Origin of the sequence: Paenibacillus phytorum, from assembly GCF_013141715.1 — a bacterium.
GTDB lineage: Bacteria > Bacillota > Bacilli > Paenibacillales > NBRC-103111 > Paenibacillus_E > Paenibacillus_E phytorum.
The window spans coordinates 129,597-151,057 of the sequence record NZ_WHOA01000197.1 but is presented as its reverse complement, the minus strand read 5'-3'; the positions used below and the strand labels follow the sequence as shown (position 1 = coordinate 151,057).

Annotated in this window: 21 protein-coding genes and 1 pseudogene; 3 read left to right on the top strand and 19 right to left on the bottom strand. The window is 43.9% G+C overall.

Annotated features, from left to right (window positions below; genetic code table 11):
* Positions 1-80 precede the first annotated feature (80 nt).
* Together GC098_RS28135 and GC098_RS28130 are read right to left on the bottom strand one after the other, a co-directional pair.
* Positions 81-1,415 (bottom strand): glycoside hydrolase family 125 protein, encoded by a 1,335-nt coding sequence (locus tag GC098_RS28135; protein WP_171646495.1) that lies wholly within the window; start codon positions 1,413-1,415, stop codon positions 81-83.
* Positions 1,416-1,605: 190 nt separating this feature from the next.
* On the bottom strand, positions 1,606-2,736 hold the full coding sequence (locus tag GC098_RS28130; protein ID WP_171646494.1) for a GntR family transcriptional regulator: 1,131 nt from the start codon (positions 2,734-2,736) through the stop codon (positions 1,606-1,608).
* A 278-nt stretch (positions 2,737-3,014) separates the two neighbouring features.
* Between GC098_RS28130 and GC098_RS28125 the strand changes: the two genes are divergently transcribed.
* Positions 3,015-3,758, top strand: a complete 744-nt coding sequence (locus tag GC098_RS28125) for an SDR family oxidoreductase (protein ID WP_171646493.1) — start codon at positions 3,015-3,017, stop codon at positions 3,756-3,758.
* A gap of 57 nt (positions 3,759-3,815) precedes the next feature.
* Here GC098_RS28125 and GC098_RS28120 read toward each other — a convergent pair whose 3' ends face one another.
* From GC098_RS28120 to nikR, 4 genes are read right to left on the bottom strand one after another with little or no spacing between them, the layout of a single operon-like run.
* The gene (locus GC098_RS28120) at positions 3,816-4,001 is read right to left on the bottom strand and encodes a hypothetical protein (protein ID WP_171646492.1); all 186 of its coding nucleotides are present in this window, start codon (positions 3,999-4,001) and stop codon (positions 3,816-3,818) included.
* Positions 4,002-4,041: 40 nt separating this feature from the next.
* Positions 4,042-5,694 (bottom strand): copper resistance CopC/CopD family protein, encoded by a 1,653-nt coding sequence (locus tag GC098_RS28115; RefSeq protein WP_171646491.1) that lies wholly within the window; start codon positions 5,692-5,694, stop codon positions 4,042-4,044.
* Between the two features lie 12 nt (positions 5,695-5,706).
* A complete protein-coding gene (locus tag GC098_RS28110; RefSeq protein WP_171646490.1) occupies positions 5,707-6,111 on the bottom strand; it encodes a DUF2203 domain-containing protein in 405 nt (134 codons plus the stop codon).
* Between the two features lie 51 nt (positions 6,112-6,162).
* Entirely contained in the window at positions 6,163-6,618 is a 456-nt protein-coding gene (gene nikR, locus GC098_RS28105) for a nickel-responsive transcriptional regulator NikR (protein WP_171646489.1), read from the bottom strand.
* A gap of 155 nt (positions 6,619-6,773) precedes the next feature.
* On the opposite strand from nikR, the gene GC098_RS28100 reads away from it, so the two are divergent.
* Positions 6,774-7,655, top strand: a complete 882-nt coding sequence (locus GC098_RS28100) for a PhzF family protein (RefSeq protein WP_171646563.1) — start codon at positions 6,774-6,776, stop codon at positions 7,653-7,655.
* A gap of 73 nt (positions 7,656-7,728) precedes the next feature.
* On the opposite strand, the gene GC098_RS28095 is transcribed toward GC098_RS28100, so the two are convergent.
* From GC098_RS28095 to GC098_RS28035, 13 genes and pseudogenes are all read right to left on the bottom strand, one after another.
* Positions 7,729-8,067 carry a DoxX family protein gene (locus GC098_RS28095; protein WP_171646488.1) on the bottom strand — a complete coding sequence of 113 codons (339 nt, stop codon included), beginning with the start codon at positions 8,065-8,067 and terminating at the stop codon, positions 7,729-7,731.
* Between the two features lie 242 nt (positions 8,068-8,309).
* A complete protein-coding gene (locus GC098_RS28090) occupies positions 8,310-8,768 on the bottom strand; it encodes a MarR family winged helix-turn-helix transcriptional regulator (RefSeq protein ID WP_171646487.1) in 459 nt (152 codons plus the stop codon).
* 114 nt (positions 8,769-8,882) lie between these two features.
* The gene (locus GC098_RS28085; RefSeq protein WP_171646486.1) at positions 8,883-10,412 is read right to left on the bottom strand and encodes a PAS domain-containing sensor histidine kinase; all 1,530 of its coding nucleotides are present in this window, start codon (positions 10,410-10,412) and stop codon (positions 8,883-8,885) included.
* Between the two features lie 317 nt (positions 10,413-10,729).
* On the bottom strand, positions 10,730-12,064 hold the full coding sequence (locus GC098_RS28080) for a M56 family metallopeptidase (RefSeq protein WP_171646485.1): 1,335 nt from the start codon (positions 12,062-12,064) through the stop codon (positions 10,730-10,732).
* An 80-nt stretch (positions 12,065-12,144) separates the two neighbouring features.
* Positions 12,145-12,519: a BlaI/MecI/CopY family transcriptional regulator gene (locus tag GC098_RS28075; protein WP_171646484.1), complete on the bottom strand. Its 375-nt coding sequence runs from the start codon at positions 12,517-12,519 to the stop codon at positions 12,145-12,147.
* 156 nt (positions 12,520-12,675) lie between these two features.
* Complete coding sequence (locus tag GC098_RS28070) at positions 12,676-14,433, bottom strand: response regulator (RefSeq protein ID WP_171646483.1); 1,758 nt, start codon at positions 14,431-14,433, stop codon at positions 12,676-12,678.
* Positions 14,434-14,484: 51 nt separating this feature from the next.
* On the bottom strand, positions 14,485-14,859 hold the full coding sequence (locus tag GC098_RS28065; protein WP_171646482.1) for a response regulator: 375 nt from the start codon (positions 14,857-14,859) through the stop codon (positions 14,485-14,487).
* A gap of 88 nt (positions 14,860-14,947) precedes the next feature.
* Positions 14,948-15,316 (bottom strand): annotated as a pseudogene (locus tag GC098_RS28060) (gamma-glutamylcyclotransferase family protein); the annotation flags it as partial.
* Between the two features lie 208 nt (positions 15,317-15,524).
* Positions 15,525-16,052 carry an SRPBCC family protein gene (locus GC098_RS28055; RefSeq protein WP_171646480.1) on the bottom strand — a complete coding sequence of 176 codons (528 nt, stop codon included), beginning with the start codon at positions 16,050-16,052 and terminating at the stop codon, positions 15,525-15,527.
* A 404-nt stretch (positions 16,053-16,456) separates the two neighbouring features.
* Complete coding sequence (locus tag GC098_RS28050) at positions 16,457-17,287, bottom strand: sugar phosphate isomerase/epimerase family protein (protein ID WP_171646479.1); 831 nt, start codon at positions 17,285-17,287, stop codon at positions 16,457-16,459.
* A gap of 45 nt (positions 17,288-17,332) precedes the next feature.
* A complete protein-coding gene (locus tag GC098_RS28045; RefSeq protein ID WP_171646478.1) occupies positions 17,333-18,310 on the bottom strand; it encodes a Gfo/Idh/MocA family protein in 978 nt (325 codons plus the stop codon).
* A 101-nt stretch (positions 18,311-18,411) separates the two neighbouring features.
* Positions 18,412-19,302, bottom strand: coding sequence for a helix-turn-helix domain-containing protein (locus GC098_RS28040; RefSeq protein ID WP_246359019.1), 891 nt, complete (start codon positions 19,300-19,302; stop codon positions 18,412-18,414).
* Positions 19,303-19,391: 89 nt separating this feature from the next.
* On the bottom strand, positions 19,392-19,679 hold the full coding sequence (locus tag GC098_RS28035) for a CD3324 family protein (protein ID WP_029194044.1): 288 nt from the start codon (positions 19,677-19,679) through the stop codon (positions 19,392-19,394).
* A gap of 758 nt (positions 19,680-20,437) precedes the next feature.
* On the opposite strand from GC098_RS28035, the gene GC098_RS28030 reads away from it, so the two are divergent.
* Entirely contained in the window at positions 20,438-21,397 is a 960-nt protein-coding gene (locus tag GC098_RS28030; protein WP_171646477.1) for a C40 family peptidase, read from the top strand.
* The last annotated feature ends 64 nt before the right edge of the window (positions 21,398-21,461 follow it).

Here is a 21,461-nt window from a genome sequence, read left to right as displayed (position 1 = left end):
TCAAGACTGATGACGCGAAGTGTAATAAAATTTATACTTTCTTATCTACTGTTAAAAGGGGGTTCCACCCCCTGTATAACCTAGGATGAGTGCGATGCGTTCACGCGATCTTTCAGCAGCTTCTTAATCGATAGGCCACATGCGTCTAACACCAACTCGCTGAACATGGAGTTCGCCCAGGAGAACCATGGCCGCGTATATTGCGACGGATCGTCCACGTGGAAGCCCTCATGCATCAGGCCCGTTCCAGCATCCGTGTCGGCTAACATATCAAGGATACGCAGCTTTTCCTCCCGGCTTGAAGCCGTAAGACCTTGAATCGCAAGGGAAATATGCCAAATGTAGCGATCCGGCGTATGCGGACTGCCGATCCCCTGAGCCGCTTTTCCCGTATAGAAGTAAGGGTTTTCATCACTAAGTATAAAGCTGCGTGTATGCTGATAAATGGGATCGGATTCGGCGGCATATCCCAAGTATGGAATCGAGAGCAAGCTGGGCACGTTGGCATCGTCCATTAGATTGAAGTTGCCAAGTCCATCCGTCTCATAAGCAAACATCGTACCGAACTTGGGATGCTCGATCGTTCCGAATGCTTCTATTCCCTGTTTAATCTCAGCGGCCAGCTTAAGTGATTCACGGCTAAGACTGGCATCCTGCCATATCTGCTCTGCGATTTCAGCGATATAACCGAGTACCACAACAGCAAACATGTTTGCGGGAATCAAATATCCGTACGAACAAGCATCGTCGCTAGGGCGGAAAGCTGACCATGTCATTCCCGTAAATCCAACTGGACTGCCCTTTCCATCTCTCGTTAACGTGTCTGTCGGAGGGCAATTCAATCGTTGGAAGCGATAAGGAGACTTTGTCTCATGATCTTGTTCAACGCTCCAAAGATTAAGGATCGCATGAACAGCAGATCGATAGGCATCATTGAAATGCGTGGTTCTCCCTGTTGCTTTCCAAAGTAAATAACTGAGCTGAATAGGATAACATAGCGAATCGATTTCGTATTTACGCTCCCAGATCCAAGGGCTCATTTGGGTCAAGTCATTCTGATGACCTGCGCTGGTTGGCTTCATATTAAATGCATTGGCATACGGATCAAGTTGAATATATTGTATTTGTCGTTTAACCACACCTTCAATCATATCCGCCAAGCTGGAATCCTCATTCGCTAGAAGCAGATAAGCTCGAACCTGAGCCGATGAGTCACGGAGCCACATGGCTGGTATATCACCAGTGATTACGAAAGTTGATCCGTCCTCTAGGCTTTGAATCGTCGTTTGATACGTGTTGGAGAAGCAATCGCGGAACATAGCAACTAGCTTCGGCCGTTGTTCCTTCAGTAATTCGTCACTTACTTGCTCAATGAGTTTACTCATCGATGCAGGTAACTTAGCCTCATTCGTCATCGGGTTCGCTCCTCTCTATTCCAATAAATAAACCGCTTACATTTACGATTATATTGGTATGTATACGATATGTCAATATATATTTATCATACTATTTACATATCATTCAAAACATTTGATATACTAATTAAAAAGAGACTACTAGATTAGCAGTCTCAAGTTTCGTATCCATGATGATTTATCCGCCGTATCATTTGGAGGGTCCTGTTGACTCCCCGATGATTAGTTTTGCTTCCAGACTTATTTTATTGGCAACCTTCTCGCCTCGCTTCAGCTTTAGCACATTCTCTACAGCAAGCTTGCCTATTTCATCCTCCGCTTGGATCAAATGAGTAAAGCGATAGCCGCTGCCAAGCGTCGTAGGAGGGCTATCAAAACAAATAATTGAAATATCCTCAGGTATCTGAAGTCCCATTTGTTCCACGGCAGCCTTGGCTAATAGAGCAATATTATATTCCATTGCGAACAAGGCGGTAATTTGCGGATTGCTTCGCAGGTGCTCACTAATCATTTGGATATCTTTATCAATATTAGGTGAATGAAAAGAATTGGGCAGCGTAGAGGTGATTTCATCTAACCAGAGCGACCGGTCCACCATTACCCCGCGTTCCGCATGAGCCCGCACGAAGCCTTCAATACGGTCCTCAATAGCTGTAGTATCCATGGGCGGCGGCGTAAGTAAGCAAATCTGCTTATGCCCCAAATCAAGTAAATAGTCAGCACCCGTGCGAGCAGCGGTTATGTTATCTGTACTAATCGAAGCCGCGGCTACCCCTTTGAGATGACGGTCAACGAGAACTAAAGGAAATTGCTGTATGACCAACTTAAGAAGTTCATCATTATAGAACTCCCCTTGTGCAGGAAACACAATAATGCCATCCACGCCTAATTCAAGAAACGATCGAATAGCCTTTACTTCATTCTCAGGCACACCAAACGATCTGCGCAGTACTAGGAAGCTATCGTGCTCAGCGGAAGCCTGCTCCATGCCATAAATCATTTCCGTGCCGAAGGTATTGCCGAAATCCGTTATGACTAAGCCAATCAGCGTATGCTTGGTTCTCTCACCTACAGATGGTCCTTCAGACGGAATTCCCCCGCCTTCCATGACAAAAGAGCCTCTTCCTGGCTTACGCACAATGAGACGTTCTTCAGCCAGCATCTCCAGCGCCTTTTTACTCGTAATCCGGCTCACATTATATTCATCCGCCAGTTCCTTCTCGGAAGGAACGCGGTCTCCAACGTTATATTTACGTTGTATAATTTCTTCACGCAGCGTTTCGAATATTCGCTCGTAAATGGGTCTCGAATCTATTGACAATGCTACCTACCCCCTGCGCCCAACCAAATGTTATATCATACGATACCATTAATATATCATGATATACGTGTTTTGGATAGAGTCAGAAGCTAAGCTACTAATACTATGAGTTGATGCAAAACTATCAACCAATCCTATTTATGGACAGTAACATTTTGTTTAATGACAAAATTATAATATTGTCACTTTATTTTTGTTTTTGACCTGATATAATCAAATCAATATCAACCAAGTTTGAATCAACGGACCTGTATGAACCAATATGAGGAGGAACTACTATGGAGAAAAAATTAGAAGGTAAAGTAGCGTTAGTCATAGGAGCGTCTAGAGGAATGGGACGTGAGATCGCAGAGGAGTTGGCTCGAAACGGAGCCAAGGTTGTTGTAAATTACGCCAGCAATCCAGCGAAAGCTGCAGAGGTCGTTCATGGGATTGAACAGAACAGTGGTATCGCAACAGCCATTCACGCTGATATTAGCCGCGTATCTGACATTGAGCTCATGTTCCAGAAAACGATTGAAGCCTATGGCAAAGTAGATATTCTTGTCAATAACGCTGGCCTCATAATTACAAAGCCTATAGCTAATATCACAGAAGAAGATTTCGACAAGCAGTTTAATGTCAATGTCAAAGGTACCTTCTTTGCTTGCCAACAAGCAGCCAAATATTTGAGTGATAATGGTCGAATCATTAACTTCTCAACCTCTGTCCTCGGTAGTATGTTCCCGACCTACAGCGTTTATGCCGGTACGAAAGGAGCTGTTGAACAGTTCACTCGCCAACTCGCGAAGGAATTTGGCTCGAAAGGCATTACGATTAACGCAGTAGCTCCCGGTCCAGTTAATACAGAACTTTTTACTGCGGGTAAAACGGAAGAGCAAATTGAAGGTATGCGCAAAATGAACGCTTTTGGGCGAATCGGTGAGCCAAACGACATATCAGGTGTTGTCTTATTTTTGGCAAGTAAAGAATCCCAATGGATAACTGGTCAAACGATCCGCGTCAATGGCGGGTTTATCTAAACGGGAGTCAACAAAAAAAAGGGGCACAATGTGCCCCTCCTCCCACACAAGCCATCGCTATTGGAGGGCTTCTTTAATACGTTTTAAAGCCTCGATCAGATCATCCATCTCTGTTTCATTTAAACGAATGGTTACGTAATTAGGCGAGATGCCACCATCGTTAATCTCCAGCAATGCCACTTCATCCTTGTTATCAAATTTGACCGACAAATTTTCTTTATCGAGTACTTGAATCCATGCCATTATCGCCACCCACTTTCAACCATCATATATTCAAACCATGTTAATACACCATGAATTCTTTGTTGTACACCGTTTCATTATCATCGGCATCCATAACACGCATCTCTAATTCCCAATTGCCTCGGAACGGCAGGTAGGCCCCCTGCGCTTTGTAGCTGAATTTCACAAAGCCGTAGGATTCTTCTTGTGTGCTATCCTCGTACATGGTTATTGGCACAGAAATAGGCGCCATTTCTTTATCATCTAAATAATGAAGCAGCATGAGCACTTGCTTCGGTTTCCCAGCTTTTTCTGGAAGCCATACTTTCGCTACAAAGGTATTGGTTCCCTGAATTTTAGGTGTAATATCAGCAGATACATGGACCTTTTCACCCATCTGATGCCATGCTAGCGGCTCGTTGACAGGAATTGGCGCCATATAAGTGATGAGCCCTACCAGCAGCACGATTATGACCATAAAGGTAAGATCAACCTTTACCCAGAGAACAGATTGTTTGGCATTCTGTTTGCGCAAATTGAGCCGAATAATAAAACCAATGAGTACAACAAGTGCAACAGCACCAATTTTCACAAGCATCAATATTCCCCACGAAGTGTAAAGCAAGTAACGTAAGTTCGGCAGGAACAACAAGACGGATAAAGATCCGGTTAGGGTAAGTACAAGGATGGAGATCAAAGCCATTTTCGAAAATTGCTGCATATAGGCACTGACATCATCACTTTTCTGACGCCATTTCGCATAGAGCAGCACTAAGCCCCCAACCCAACATGCCGCGCCGACCAGATGTATAAAATCCAGCCCGATTGTTGCCCATAAGGGAGTAAATGAAGCCGCGTGACCGCTAAAGCTTTTTACCGCTAGGAAACTTAAAGGCCATAATAAATCTAGCCACTTTGCCCTACCTATAAGTACAAATCCAAGGAAGGATAGTACTAGCATAAGCGCCCAGGAAATACCGATACTGGTTGCACTAAATAGTTTCCAAATCTCCTCCACCCCACCGCCACCAAGCAGATCTTCGATGTGTGTGAAAATGAGCAGCAATAAGGCAACTAATTGTGCACGCTGGAGATTGAGAGTCCAAGCTGAAAGTGATTTCCGTGTCTCTGCCCCTCTAGCTCCCAACAACCTTAACCAGATTACCCATCCAGTCAACGCCAAAATCATCAAATACCAAAATCCGCGAGACGCATATTGCAGGATATCTTTCGTTGTTAACTGACCCGTCCCATGATCGTGCCCACCATATACAGAAGGCAGATCGAGAGCTTCTTCTTGCGGTGGATTGCCAATCGTTATCGGATAACTCCCTGCAACAGGGTGTCCGTCTGCGGAAATGACGTGATAGCTGATCAAATAAAAGCCCGCAGTTAACTTCGGCAGATCAAGAATTATACCAGTCTGCTCTTTGTTCATATAAGCTTTATTACTCGTAATCTCGTCACCATTATGATCCAACACTTTGATATAGAAGAGTCCTGCATCTAACTGTTCATTAAAAGTAACGGCTACTTGAGGCGGTGAGTTTTCAAGCTTGGTGCCCGCTTCAGGTTGGGCCTGCACTAATGACGCATGAGCAGATGCTGTCTGAGGAACAGCAACTGCACTCAAGAGAATTAAAGCGAGCATGCATACAAACAATGAAGGCATGAACAAAAAACGTTTGGCCGTGTATCGTAAAGATCTTTGCATCGTAAGTTTCCTCTATTCCGAAATCGGTTTACGTCCAGCAAATCCATCCTGATTGCCATGGTAAAAACGAATTCTATCCTCTCCCTGTTTCCAACAAAGCAGTACTTCTTGTCCTTCCATCAACGCCGGAAAATCGACAAGACCTGTATCTATATCCTTGAGTTCCACACCTGTAAGCTGAAAATTTTGAATAAGCCCGCGCGCTTCAATTTGAAGGAATTCCAGCTCTGCTTCCATGACGAAAAACGGATCCTTCTCAGCACCGGGTTTCTCTGCATGCTCGTTTTTCTTTATCCGGAGCTCTGCATATTTTCCCTCAAAATTGTGCTTCAATGCTTGCATTTTCTTCAATTCCTGATCAACAAACGGCAGCATTTCATTTGCCTCTTCTAAACTGAACCATTTTTTAATCGACATATCGCACCTCCGTGCCTTAATTTTATCAAAAAAACAGAATGTCTACGAATTCTACAAATGAGAATGAGGATGGTCATGCGAGTGACCCTGCTCGTCCACATGAGTGACAGATAACTCCGCATATCCTACACCTTTGAGTACTTGAATACGCTGCTGAAGTTCTCTTAGCTTTTGTACCTTACCGCGAACAACTAGTATTTCCAAGCATTGTTGATGGTTTAAATGGATATGCATCGTTGAAATAATCGCATGGAGGTAATCATGTTGAAGCTCCATCAAGGTAATCGGCAAATCGTGAATATGATGGTCATACACCATCACGATCGTTCCGGCAACGGTTTCGTCGGGCTGCATGCTGCTAGACGTTAACAGTGCTTTGCGCGTAAGATCACGTATGGCTTCAGAGCGATTATCATAGCCCTGCAAGGCAATGAGCCGGTCATATTGCTCTATGAGAGATTGCGGCATGGAGATACCGAAGCGCACCAGATTTTCTTTGTCGGACATCCGCCCCACTCCTTTTCGTGTAACATTTCCTATACCCTTACTCTAGCAGAAAGCTGCTCTGCCGCAAACCATACCCGGAGCGAATTCGCAAATTAAACACAATATGGTAAGGTGTATTCATCTATAAATTCATTCATAGGAGTGGGATCATGTCTATACAGCCATTATCTTTTTCGATTGTTGATGTATTTGCCGAGCATAAATATGAAGGCAATCAGCTCGCCGTTTTTCGTCATGCTGCCCACCTATCCACAGAGGAAATGCTCGCCATTACGCGAGAGATGAACTTCTCCGAAACAACGTTTATCCTGTCTGAAGAACCTGTTAATGGTGGATATGATGTGCGTATCTTCACCCCGAAAGAAGAGGTAAAGTTCGCTGGTCATCCGACTTTGGGAACAGCCTACATCATTCAAAAAGATATCATAGGACACCCTGTCCAGCAAATTTTGCTTAACTTAAAAATCGGTCAAATACCGGTCACTTTTGATGAAAAGAATCCCGGCATGGCTTGGATGCAGCAAAAGCCGCCTGTATTTGGAGAAATTATCGATCTAGAGACGATTGGAGCTGTTTTAGGAATTCCAGCATCGTCCATTGATCCGCGGTATCCCATTCAAGAGGTTTCCACTGGCCTGCCAGCCCTGATTGTCCCTCTAAAAAGCTTGAAAGACGTTCAGCGCTGTAAGGTGAATCGTGATCTATATTTCCAACTCATTGAGCCGCTTTCAGCTAAAATGATTTTAGTCTTTTGTCCAGAGACTTATCAGGCTGGTAACTCTTTAAATGCAAGGGTGTTCGGTGATTATTATGGTGCTCCCGAAGATCCAGCTACCGGTAGTGCCAATGGCGATTTGGCTGGATACTTAGTCAAATATCGCTATTTCGGCAATGAATCCATCGATATCAGCGTTGAGCAAGGCTTTGAGATCATGCGTCCTTCCATTCTGTATCATCGGGCATCTCAGAAGGATGATCTCATCTCTATTCAAATCGGCGGTAAAACCATCTATACAGCAAAAGGCGAGTGGGTATAATAACAAATCAAAATGCCGAATCCTATTGAACAGGATCCGGCATTTATTGGTTCGAGTATTACAGCAATACTTTTCATTTTATAAATAAGACAACCAACGTAAGGATTAATAAAATAATAGGCATACCTATTTTAGATACAGGATCCTTAATACGTAGATGCGTTATGACAGCTCCAGCCATAATAACGGCCAACAGCAATCCGCCAATTGCAATAAGACTGTCGTTCCAAATTCCTGCAACCAGGAGTGCGGCACCGGCAATTTCGAGCAAGCCAGTGATTACCCTAAACCACGAAGGCATCCCGTAACGTGTAAATTCATCCACCATTTGCTTTGAACCGAGTTTGGAAGCTCCAAACATCAAAAACCCAAGTGCTAAAATGATTTGAATAATAATAGATACCGTATTCATCTAACTCTCCCCTTTTTCACCTAATTATTAATAAACTATGATTAGATATCCTAATGTTATTATAATATACACTAACATTAGGATAATTATTTGTCAACCATCTTCAACAAGACGCCTAAACAAAATAAAGCTTCTACGTTCCGCTAAAATCTGGTGAAGTTGATTCCACCGAAATAATAAAAACCGTCAGGGAAGATCACCCTGACGGCCCTTTTAGGTTCTAGCGGATATCCGTAATTCTCTTAACTATCCTTACTGAGTTCTTGTGCACCAAACCCCAGTTTCTTAAATAGATCGATCATCTGAAGTTTATCTTCATTGCTTATAAAGGAGAAATTCTCAGATATAACGGCTACATGTTTCGGGAAAATCTCATTAAATAAGGTTTCCCCCTTCTCAGTAAGGGCGACATTCGAGGTTCTTCTATCGGTAGGACTTGATTGTCGTCTTACATAATCTTTCTGTTCAAGCTTATCTACCACATAGGTAATACTCCCGCTTGGAATACTAAATATTTCACTAATCCTTTGAATAGGATGAGGTCCTTTGTTATAGAGGAGCTCTAGAATCATAAAATGGTCCGGACTAATTCCATGACTTTCGATATCTCGTTTGGTATTATCAGCTATAGCTTTAGTAGCTCTACTCCAGATTCGGAATAATCTTAAATCAAGCTGGCTTTGTTCGTCTCCCTGGTACATGATCGTTCCTCCTTTGGATAATAATACTATGCTAACTTTAGGCTAATTTGTTTGTCAAGTCATCGTCTTTTTCAGAAAAAAATAAACTCCTCTTCAGGAGTTCATTATCACAAGCTATCTATTCGGATCTAATGGTAAAATAAGATCAACCGTTGTTCCTATATTGATCTGGCTCTTTATTTGAAGACTCCCGTGATGTGCTTCAATGATTTTTTGACTCACCATTAATCCTAATCCAGTCCCTTTTTCTTTTGTCGTATAAAAGGGTTCTCCTAACATCCCTATTCGTTCCTCAGGAATTCCACACCCCTGATCAATAAAACGTATTACGATTTTATTGTCGTCCACCTTCATTAGAATTTCGATAGTACCGCCTTCTGTCATCGCTTCAATCGCATTTTTAAGAATATTAATAACGACCTGTTTTAATTGATTTTCTTCACAATTGATTAACGGAATGTCTGAATCAAATATCGTATGAATTTGCACATCACTAAGAATTGCTTGTGTGTCAAGCAGGGAGATCACATCATGAAGAATTTTGCGAAGATCCTTCATCTCAAAACACACGGCCTGCGGCTTGGCAATAACCAAAAACTCGCTCACGATATAATTAATTCGGTCTAATTCAGTCAACATGATTTGAAAATACTCATTATAATTATTCGTTTTGGTTTGTAATAATTGAACAAATCCTCTAAGAGATGTTAACGGATTTCGAATCTCGTGAGCAACTCCGGCGGCTAGCTGACCCACTACCGATAGCTTTTCTGATTTAATTAGAAGCTCATCTGTCTTTTTACGTTCGGTGATGTCTTTTGCAATGCCATAAACGCCATCGATCTTATCATTTATGATAATAGGAACCGTCTTTAAATTTAATTCGACATAGTAGCCTCGTTTATTAGTAATGCCGACTTCGATGTTGTTTGACTCACCTTTTGTCGATGCTTCAAACAGTTTTGATGCTTTAAGGTGATCTTCGCCTACCATCAAACGACAAAAGGATTGATTCAGCAGCTCTTCCTGCTGATAGCCCGTAATCCTTTCAGTAGCTGGATTCATATTAAGTATTCGTCCATTTAGATCTAATTCAAATATAGCATCGGGGTTATTTTCAACAAGTGACTTATAACTCTGCTCTCTCTCTTCCAGCAAACGTTGGGCTCGTTTACGCTCAGTGATATCCTTACATATAAGCTGAACTGCCGGTTTACCTAAGTAGATAATAGGTACCGCTCTGACCTCTACATCAATAACTTGACGATCGACACGAAGAAATTTCTGCTGGGTGGGAGCTGTCGGAACCCTCTCCTCTTCGATCAGCCTAATTCGTTCCTTCGCAATGTCTATATAATCGGGATGCACCAAATTCATTATTGGATAATCAATAAGTTCCTCTGGGCTAGCTGCCCCAAATATTTCAGCACCGGCAGGATTGATATAGACTATTCTCCCTTTACTGTGAACAACCAACGGTTCTGGTGAGTGTTCTACAAGTATTCGGTATCGTTCATCGCTTTCTGTAAGGGCTTTCTTCAAACGTGTTACCCACCAATATAGAACCAATGCCGTAAGTAATACATAACATAGACCCTTAGTTGAATGAATAGTGATTGCCCCAGAAAAGTTAAGAATGTCCATAACTCTATCGGACAGGATAATCCATAGACTTCCTACAAGCATGTAGACCAAAGAGATTTTAAAAGGAGTTCTGAGATTTAGTGCCTTTGACCAATTATGCATATCATTCTTCCTTAACCTTCCTTTTTTCACTCTAGCTGAACACAAAATAATTTACTAGCCGTCATTATATGTAGACGTTTTTGATTATAACATTTATTTTTTAAAATGATTATCGGTTTTTTATTCCATCGGATAAGTCTTCTAGCAAGCAAAAAAAGGAGCCGCCAATGAGCAACTCCTCCACTTAACAATTATTTAGATTTGGTCGAGTGCGATTACTCAGCAGGCGCGGCCGTTGGTAGCGGACCTGCCGGAGCTGCGGCTCTCGGTTTGTCTTGCAATACTCTTGGTTCTGGACTCACGGGTGCAGCTTTCGGCTTGTCTTCCAATACTCTTGCTTCAGATGCTACTGGAGCAGGTCTTGACTTGTCATCCGACACCTTTGGCTCCTCCTCTACGGAAGCCGCATTTCTCGACTTCTCGTCCGAAGGCGTTGCCTGCGGTACTACGGAAACGGCCGCTTTCGATGTCTCCTCAGAAGCCGTCGCATTTGAATCTACAGATTCCTGCTGTTTTACTTTTTCTTCGGATACAGCCGCACTTTGCAATGGTGTAGATGTCGAACTGTCCTTAGGATTCGTTAACGCGCACCCACTAATAAAGATCATGGTTGCTATCCCAAGAAACGACCAACGATATGAATTTGCTTTAAATTGTTTGATCATTTTAATTCTCCTTTGAAGTTGTATTTTGCTTCCAGTTAGATTTACATTTCCAACAGCTTGAACAGGTCGCGAGAAATTTTCCAACAATTTGATAAGCGTATATCCATAGTCCTGGCTTTTATCGGGAGTTAGGCAGCTGAGAGCAAGGGCATCACTTGCGATTTCCTGGTCTTCCCGCATTCGGCGATAAGCATACCAAAGAACTGGATTAAACCAATGAATAATCAGCAAAGCATGCATGAACCAATTGACCCCAATATCATTACGTTTGCTATGAGCCAGTTCATGTAGGAACACATGCTGTAATTGATCGTCATTCAAGCTGTTTAAAATGGTTTTAGGCATAATCAATTGGGGTTTTACAAAACCGAATAGGGTTGGTGTTGCCAAATTGCATGATTCAACAAGAGCAATAGGTTTATTTATCGACATCATTTTTTTACATTGATCGAAAAGCTCCAGTATTCTTTCATCGGTTATCGCAACCGTCTCATTTTTCATTTTTCGGGCAAATTTCCTGTTGATCCGGATTGTATATATCCCCAAAAAACACATGCCTACCAGCCATACAACAACTAAATTCCGATAAATAGATTGGGCAGCAGATTCCGATACAACAGCTCTTGTAAGTAGTTCTTCCTGATTAACTTGCACGGCCGAATGAACGGCATCGGTGTAGCCGATCCAATTATAAATACTGAATTCGCTCTCAGGGCCCCATGGCAAAATTAATCGTATAATAACCAACAGCCACATCAAGTAATGCCATCTTGGTTTTAAACGATGCCTTAACACGTGCTGCATGACTACAATCAACACAACCAAAACACTTGCCATAGTCGAGACAGACCAAACCCAATCAAAGAGATCAATAAGGTTTTCCATTAATCGTTTCACATTCACCCTGCCCTTTCCTTCACCATGTCAAAGAGATAACAGCTGGCACGTTGCAAACCACAAATCCTTCATTTTGTTTTGTCTTCAAGAATATTTTTCAATTCTTTAATATCTTCCGCTGACAGCTGTTCTTCCTTCAAAAAGTTAACTAGCAGCGGCTTAAAAGCACCGCCATAAATTCTCTTCAGGAAGGATTGCGTTTCTGATTTTACACATTCGTCTTCGGATACTAATGGAAAATAGGCATACACCCTGTTTTCTTGTGAATACGAAATGGCTTGTTTTTGGGCCAATCTGTTTAAAAGCGTTCTTACTGTTTTCGGTTTCCAATCCGTTCGGACTTCTAAAGCTTCGATCACTTCATTTGCCGTACATGGTGTCTTAGCCCATAGAACTTTCATTACTTCCCATTCCGCATCGGATATATGGGGAACACTTTTCACAGGCTTACCTCCTAATTTTTCTGAGGATTACATATGTAATACAATTGTTATATTACAACTGTAATCCACAGAAGTCAAATACAAGTTCAATTGACGAGAAAAAAGCTGCTCGCCATATAAATGGCAGAAACAGCTTTGAGTTTTTTTATTTATTTATCACACTAAGTTCATTAACTGTCTCACGCGAACTTCCAACTCAACGAGCGAGAACGGCTTCGTCATATAGTCGTCAGCTCCCATTTGAAAGCCTTTGGCTAAATCATCTTCCTTCTTCTTGCCTGAAAGCATAAGTACCTTCATATCCCGGACGGTTAGACGCGGATCCTTTTTTATCTGCGACAGCAATGAGAACCCATCCAACTTCGGCATCATTCCATCGAGAATACAAGCATCATAGGTATTGGCAAGCAGTAAGCTGAGCGCGACTTCACCATCAGCAGCATGGGTAATTGTAATCGGTAAATGCTCTAAATGGGAAGTTAGAATCGCTCGTAAAATCGGATCATCGTCCACGATGAGTAGATTTTTCTTGTTAATTTGCGGACTGGCCGCCAACTTACGATGCTCTGTTCCTTCATCCTCGACCGACGCACTAACAATCCTATCTCTGCCTTGTTGCTTAGCTTGATACATCGCATCGTCAGCCTTAGCCACCCACTCCGCAACCGTCATCCCCTCATGCCACTCTGCAACACCTGCTGAAAAGGTGATCGAAAAGGTTTGGCCCTCGTACTGTGCAACAGCATTTAAACGAACTTTATTAAGTATGGACTGCATAGTTGCAACTGCCTGTTCCACCGTAGTATTCGGAAGGGCAATAACGAACTCTTCGCCGCCAAAACGTGCTAGCAGGTCTGTCGAACGCAAGTTCACTTGCAGCAAATGAGCCAAGCCTTGGAGAACCAAGTCTCCCACGTGATGCCCATAAGTATCATTGATCCGTTTAAAGCAATCAATATCTATAAAAACAAGTGAGATTGGTGCCGGATAGCGCTCAATACGCTGTAATTCCATACCAATCTGAAGATCGAAATAGCGGCGATTGAACACCCCGGTCAGCGGATCACGGAAGGCAAGCTGCTCGAAATTTTTGGTCCTTTTGAGCAGTCCATAGATTCTTGCGGCCAATTCCTCATACTGAAATGGCTTCGTCACATAATCATCGGCTCCCAAGTGAAAACAGCGGACTTTATCATTCAAATCGTTACGTCCCGACAATACAATAAGCGGTAACCATTTCAATGTCGGATCCTCTTTGAGAAATTCAAAGAGTTCATACCCAGACTGAGGATGCATCATGAGATCCAGCGTCACTAAATCATACGTATGTTCACGTAATAATTTCATGGCGCTCTCCACATCGGCTGCTTCATCAACAATACAATCATCGAGTTGAAGTCGACGGGTCAAATAATTGCGCAGCACCTCGTCATCATCCACAAGCAGCAATCGACTTTTCATGGACCCAAGCAGAGAGCCTCCTCCAGGATCCTGCTGTTCATCCATCTGGATTTCCGTCACACTGATTTCATATTCCATATTCATTTCTCGAAGTGAATGAATACTGCGTTCTGAGCTTTCAATAATCGGATTGATTGCCATGAGCAACTCTTCTCCGTCAATATCCATGGATTGCGTCCACTCCCAGGTTCGAACCATATCCTCAGCCAGCTTACCGATCCTGACATAACCAAAAATAGGCGCACTGCCTTTAAGCGTATGTACAATGCGATAAAACTGTTTTAAATCATCAGCTACAGCCGCCATCTGGATCGTATCAAGCAGCAAGTTAAGTTGTTTAAGCTGCTTTTCAAATTCACGAATAAACAGCTTTCTTCCTTGTCTAAGAATTCTTGCATCTCTATCCGATACTGACTTGGAGTCCTTCAACCCCTCTAGATTCGTATTACTCATGACAGCCAATCACCCTTTTTTATATATAAAATAATCTCTATATAGTTCGAATTAACGTTGTAATAATTGTCCAACCGTATCAATTAATTGAAGAGGGCTGAATGGTTTAACAATATAGGTGGTTACGCCTGCTGCTTTGGCTTTTTCTTTGTCCTTCTCTAAGGCTTTAGCTGTCAGCAAAATAACCGGTATATCCTGATTGGCATTATCGCTATGTCGCAGCCATTCACAGACTTCAACACCCGTCCGCTCCGGCATCATATAGTCAAGTATGATAAGATCGTAGGTTTCTTTTTGCAATTGCTCCATCGCTTGTTGACCATCTTCAGCTTCCGAGATGGCATAACCTTCATCAGAAAGAGTTTCAGTAAGCAGAAAACGCAGCGCGAGCTCGTCATCTGCAAGTAATATTTTATAAACAGACATGGCGTTCTCCTCAACCTAAATAAATTACCTTAATTATAGCATCATGCATTCTGGCAGGATAGGAATTTGTCGAAATAAATCGAACATTTCACTTGTTTTTTTGAGCGGAATAGGCTCTCCATGAGGAGCTATTAATCTCTACGAGCCCGCTAATGTTTTCCCAAATATAAACCCAGCCTTCACGCAAGCCATTGACATCGCTGACCCACACTCTTTCATACTCATTTGAGGCACCGGGACCGTTGTACCCCTCCAGAATATCCATCGCTTGCAGTCCTTCCTCTGTTACCTCGAACCACTCGCCAATCACTTTATGATCCCCTTCAGTAAGAACAAGAGCAGGATATGGGCCTACATCATATAGACGTCCAAATATCGTACCCGGTTGTACGGAGATTAAAAAAGGTGCAGCAACATGATGATTACTCTCTCCCGCAAGCAATGTTCCGTAAGGAAATCATAATGACTCCTCCTACCTAACCGATGAATTCAGATGTTTCACATTTAATTCCATTAATTCGCTGAGGCATGAAAGCATCCCTTCAATCAAGCGCACAAAAGACATACTGCATGACAGTATGTCTCATTAAGGCTAGGTTTTTTGCCCAGAGCCAAGTAAGCACCTCCTATGTTTCGTATAAAACGGACCATCAGAAAGCGGCTTCTTACAGCGCGGAAGTCCGCGCCTCGGCAGTCGTCTTGAGGTCGGCAAGCCAGGCTTCGAGCGAGGACGTGAGTGCCGCGCGCATGCCGTCGGGGTCGGCTGCAACTGGCGGACCGTCCCAGGACTCCGTGGTATGCACGACAACTCCTTTGAGGGTGGGAGTGATGGTCCAGACGTGGACGCCTTCGATGCCTTGTGCTGGCCCGCCCCAAACGATGCGCCGCATGGGATCGACCTCGCGGATGATGGAGACGATGGGTAGCCCATGCGTCTCCCACTTAAAGGTACTTCCCACCGCGATTGGACCGGATAACCGTGCCTGTGAGACATTTTTCTGCCAAGTTGGCCACTGGTTGATGCCAGTCTGTATCCGCCATACGGTCTCTTGTGGAGCGTTGATTTCGATGGAAAGGTCGACGATGACCTGGGCGTTTCGGTCGACATCGATGGTAGCCCGTTGAGAATCATCAAAGGGTCTCGCAAAAATGACCCCACCAATCAGAATGATTATCAGTAAAAGAAAGCTCATCGTGAATGTTTTTAAATGTCAACTGACTTAATTATTTATTTTCTGTCGGCGAACCCTCTCACCAACGAATCGTATAAGTGAATTAGTTCCTCGGACGGACGAAGGCGTACGAGGTGCAATTTTCGTCGAGCGATAGGGATATACTGTTTGCTGTATTCGGTATCAGCCCTAAAAACAAGTATGTTGCAGCACATCGCGTCGTTCATTCAGAGCTGACACGTATGTAAGAATATTTAAAAAAATGAGAAGCCATACAGATAAATTTGCGCGGCTCCTCATTTTCACACCAACTGTATATTTATGCACTTTTTTTAGAGTCCGATCACTTTGATATAAGAAGACCCCGACACTTGAAGTGCCGGGGTCTTCTTATGAGGCAGGAAGCGAATCTCAAGGCTTTCCCACTATCGCGCAGCTCCGCCAAGAATAATATCCAAGTGCCGGGAAGTGTCATACACCGTCTGCAGCGGACTTTCTGCGTACAGACCGACTTCAGCCGTTACCGTATCGGTATATCCGATGTCCTCTAACGCCGATCGAACTGCCGTCCAATTGACATCGCCTGAGAGCAGCGGGACAAAGCCATTGCCATTTCCTACGCTTGGCCGATAATCCTTCACATGCACTTTGAATATGCGTGAACCAAGAATTTTGATCCACTGCTGCGGATAACCATTATGCAAAATATTGCCTACATCAAAATAAACCCCGACATAAGAAGAATGGAGATCGTCGACATAAGCACGCATTTCAAGCGGCGAAAGCAAAAATTTGTTCCACACGTTTTCGATGCCAATGCGAACGCGACGTCGTTCTGCTTCTTTCACCAGCAAAGCTAGTTCCGCACGGCTGCGGTCGTAGCACTCATCGTACGAGGTCTCCTCGTTGACGGCTCCAGGCACGACAAGCACCGTATCGATACCTAGCAGCTCCGCTAGCTCCAGCTGTTTCTCGACAACGCGACGGCCCTGCTCACGTACAGACGCGTCCGCCGAAGATAGCGGTGTGTGCCACAGCAGAGAGGTAGACAAGCTTCGCAGCTGAATACCGTACTCTTTTGCCATGCGGCCAATCTCCTCTGCCTCCGTCGCAGTCGTCTCCATGGTCAGACCAACGCCGCCTAACGGATTGACATTCAGCTCAACCGCGTCATAACCAGCCTCACGGCTAATCGAGAATAACTGCTGAAGGGGCAGCCCTTCAGGAAAGCACCATTGATTGACTCCTTTTAACATGCCTTAACCTCCTTCGTGTATTTCAAAATGGAAACATTCGTACTCTTATGTCGAAGTGATCTTTATCGTTTGCTTCGCAACGGCCGAATCATTCGCCGCCAGTGTAACCTCAAGCGTCGCTGCCGCTTCGCTATAATCACCAAGCACTAGCTCCTGCCGTCCTGTTTTCACAGCTGCGACAAACGCCCGATTCTGCTCGAGGTAAAAATCCATCTCCGACGTCAAAGTCACGTCTTGCGTATCATCTACAATCCGAACCGTCATACCGCTTATTGATACGTAGAAGTCATGCCCGAAAAACTCCACATCCCCACGTCCAATTTTACGGGACAAGACCGTATTGCTGATCGTGCCTAGCGCCCCGCTGCGGAGGCCGAAAGATACGATACCCACATCATACACCGTTGCCTCTGGATAATTTCGATGGATGTGTCGCTGCTCGTAGTTCGCTTGGACGTAGTCAAACTCACCTGCCAAATAACGAATTAAGTCCACTTGATGTGTCGATTGCTCTACAAGTTGACCGCCCGAAAGATTCATAAGCCTCCACCAACCTACTTCTGGCATGCCGCCAATTCGGTACGCGAGCACCATATCTACTTGCTTATCAGCCAAATACTGCTTTGCCTTCTGCACAGTGTCCAGATAGCGCAAGCAATAGCCTGACGAATGAATGATGCCCGACTCACGAATGATCTGCTCTTTACGACGCACTTCCTCCATTTGCAAGCCGGTAGGTTTCTCCGATAACAGATGTATGCCCCGTGCGGCAGCCGCTTCTTCAATCCCTTCCCTAGCAAAAGGTGGCGTGCATATATAAAGCGCATCGATTACTCCTGCATCCAACATTTCTTCCAAAGTGCCGTACGGCTTTGCGCCGAAAGTCTCAGCTATCTCCCTCGCCCGATCCGCGTTCATATCGCATACGGCCGTAATCACTGCGTCATCGATTTGCTGCAATGTTTTCATGTGGTACTCCGCCATGCCGCCTACACCGATAAATCCAATTCTTACTTTTTCCATCTGTTGTGCCCTCCTATGTGTTTACGTTTACTCCATTAGCATACCGAATCAGAAAGCGCTTGTATTTAGGGAAACCGAACCGCAATTTACGCAAAACGCAACTAGTCCAACATCGAACCGTGCTGCAACCGTTGACTTTTCCGCCAAACCGTAGGTGGGAGACCTTCTTGCTCTTTAAACCACTGTGAAAAGGAATGCAACCTGAAAAAGCCTACCTGATCGGCGATTTCACGTATATCCTTATCTGTTGAGCTAAGCAGCCATTTCGCCTCCTGCAAACGGCACTGCTGCTGATATTGCTTTGGGCTAACGCCGTACATTTGTTCAAATACGCGACGAAAGGCGGGCTCCGTAAAACCAGCCATCTCTGCCAAATCAGAAATGTGAACCGATTCCTGCACATTTTCACGGATGTAGTCAGCCGCTTTCGTCACGGTCATCCCCTGCAAATCCTGCTGAGAGTGTTCAAGTAAAAAAAGCAGCAGCACTTCCATCCATGCCGAATAATTAGCTCGCTTCTCCTTTAAGAACGACGCTTTCATCCGAAGCCATTCCCGGAACAATCGCTCGAAACGCTCTTTGTCCAGTCGGGATAAAGCAAGGAATATAGGTGAGCTCTCTGCACCCCCATCGCCTGTAAATCCGCTGCCTCCGAGCTTCGTGACCAGCTCCATCGTACGCGCCGTTACGCCCTGCAGCAAAATAACCCCAAACCTCACATTCGTCACCGCTTCAAACCTGTGTGACAAGTCTGACGGGATAATAACGATATGGCCTGCTTCCATCCAGCTTCGACTCGACCATTCGAACAAGCACCGTCCTTCTAGCACGATACTGACTTCAACGGCCGAATGACGGTGAAATCCATCATCATAAAAATCGGCATCATGTGTGCCAATAAAACTGCGGATATCCAGCTCATCTTGCATTTGTCTTGCATCACCTCCAAAGCGATCAGACGTAAACAACGTTTTCTTTCTTTTTAATTTCAAGAAAGTAAAGGCATTTCCTTCAATTTGACGACAATCTATACTAAGCAGGCTCAACGAAAAAAAAAGCAGCACCTCTAGGGATGCTGCTTCTATGCTTGATTGGCTGTTAATTCACGTGTTTTCACGATGATTTTGCGGATGCTGTCTTCCGATAAATGAAAGACTTTGATAAGTTCCATCACAGTGGAACCCGTTTGGTACAACCGGAAAATTTCTCGATTTCTACGCTCAATGATAATACGTGTTCCGTTATTTTCTCCCCATCCAGCGCGCTTCTGCTCTTTCTTAGGGATATATACAATTTCACCTTGGATATATTCTTGTAATTGTTTTAATAGGTTAGGGGGAAGAACGTCTTTCCCGTTCTTGTAACTCATGGATGAAAACCTCCTCAAATTGTCGAGCAAAGTTAAACTTTGTCTGATTTGCAGAGAGTATCTTCATCGCCCCATAACCTCCTACCATTCTCAAGAAATGGAATAAAAAAAACACGATCATAATCGTGCCTGTCGGTTGTATATGCAATTATACAATTCAGGTGAACGGTTATTCCACGAATGATATTCAGTTAGGAGACGAGTACCTCTGCGGCGGCCGCAACATTCATCGCTACTGTCATTGTGTTCATTAAAAAGCACTCCTTTCACCAGATAGTTTAATTTTTGAAATTGGGTTGGAGAGCAAAGTCTCTCCTAATTTATGGTGTTCACTACGTGTTCACATTCTCATTATATGTAAAAAGCATCTCGCTGTCTACTCATTCAGGAAAAATATGCGGGGGCCTAGCGACCCCCGTTTGGAACGATGGCCTCTGCTTACGCAGAGACCACCTCTGCTTTTGTTGTAATCACTTTGATCACTCCTTTCCGAAGTAATTAGCCGGCCGGCTACCTCTATATTTACTCATATTTCCAGCTTGTTCTCAAGTGAAAGAATGGTTATATTCGTTTTCTCCTAGTTACAACATTCCGCCTTCATATGAGTCAAAAAGTTGCTGATCGGGCGTCCGTAGCGAGATTTGTAGTCTTTCTCGGCAAGTTCACGGATGATCTGATTGTAGCGAGTCTATTTCATGCATAATTATTTTTTCCTGACAAAACCTAACCCATATCAACTTGGTGAAGGGGTTTTGTTTATGATTCTTCAAAAGAAAACGCAATGGCAGGTTGTTTTAACCACCCTTTGTATCACTATGATCTTCATGGGTGGAGGTTGTACAAATAAACAAACCCAAAACATTGGAGCGCCTACAACTACCCATGCCCAAGCCGGCCAGAATGCCAGCATGTTTGTAGCGGACAATTCGACATTTTCCAATGTTAAGGTTTACAGTGAAACCAACGGACTAGTCTGGGTACCGCTGGAGGAAACCTCGGCATCGATAGATTTTGATTTGCACTACGTGGGCGACAGTTTCTCAATGGGTGCCACGGACCCCGTATATTCCGTTAAAGTAAATCAAACTCAAGCATTAGTAGGCGATAAACCCATCGAACTTCCGCAGGCTCCGAGATTATTCGATCACAAACCTTATATGACAACACAGGCGTTATCAATTTTGATGGGTACCCCGGTGAATTGGAACGCTCAAAATTCGCAGGTTGTCTTTAATCCGATCAATGACAGTACGTTGTCCGAACAACAAAACGCATCTGCACAGCAGTCTGGAAGTTCAACAGAACAAATACAGAGCCTTTCCGTGAATAATGTAGATAAAAGTAACTTAATAAGCTATGCCCAGAACTTTTTAGGAACGCCGTACAGCTTTTCATCGGGACCCTACGATAGTACGCATACGTTTGACTGTTCTTCCTTCGTCCAGTATGTGTATTCCCATTTCGGCGTCAATCTTCCAAGATCTTCTCAGTCTCAAGCCCAAGTCGGACAAACCGTAGACATCAATAACTTGCAAACCGGGGACCTGATGTTCTTTTACACACCTGGGCGGTTTGCTAGCAATCGCATTGTAGGCCATGTGGGGATATATGCGGGTAATGGGAGATTCATTAATACGTACGGGCAGCCCGGGGTTACTTTTACCGATTTTAATACGTATTGGAGGGGTCGCTTTTTGTTAGCGAAACGTGTAGCTTAGCGAAGCTTGTATGGCGTTACGACAGCACATAACGTAGAACTAGTGCACAAAGGGAATATATGGA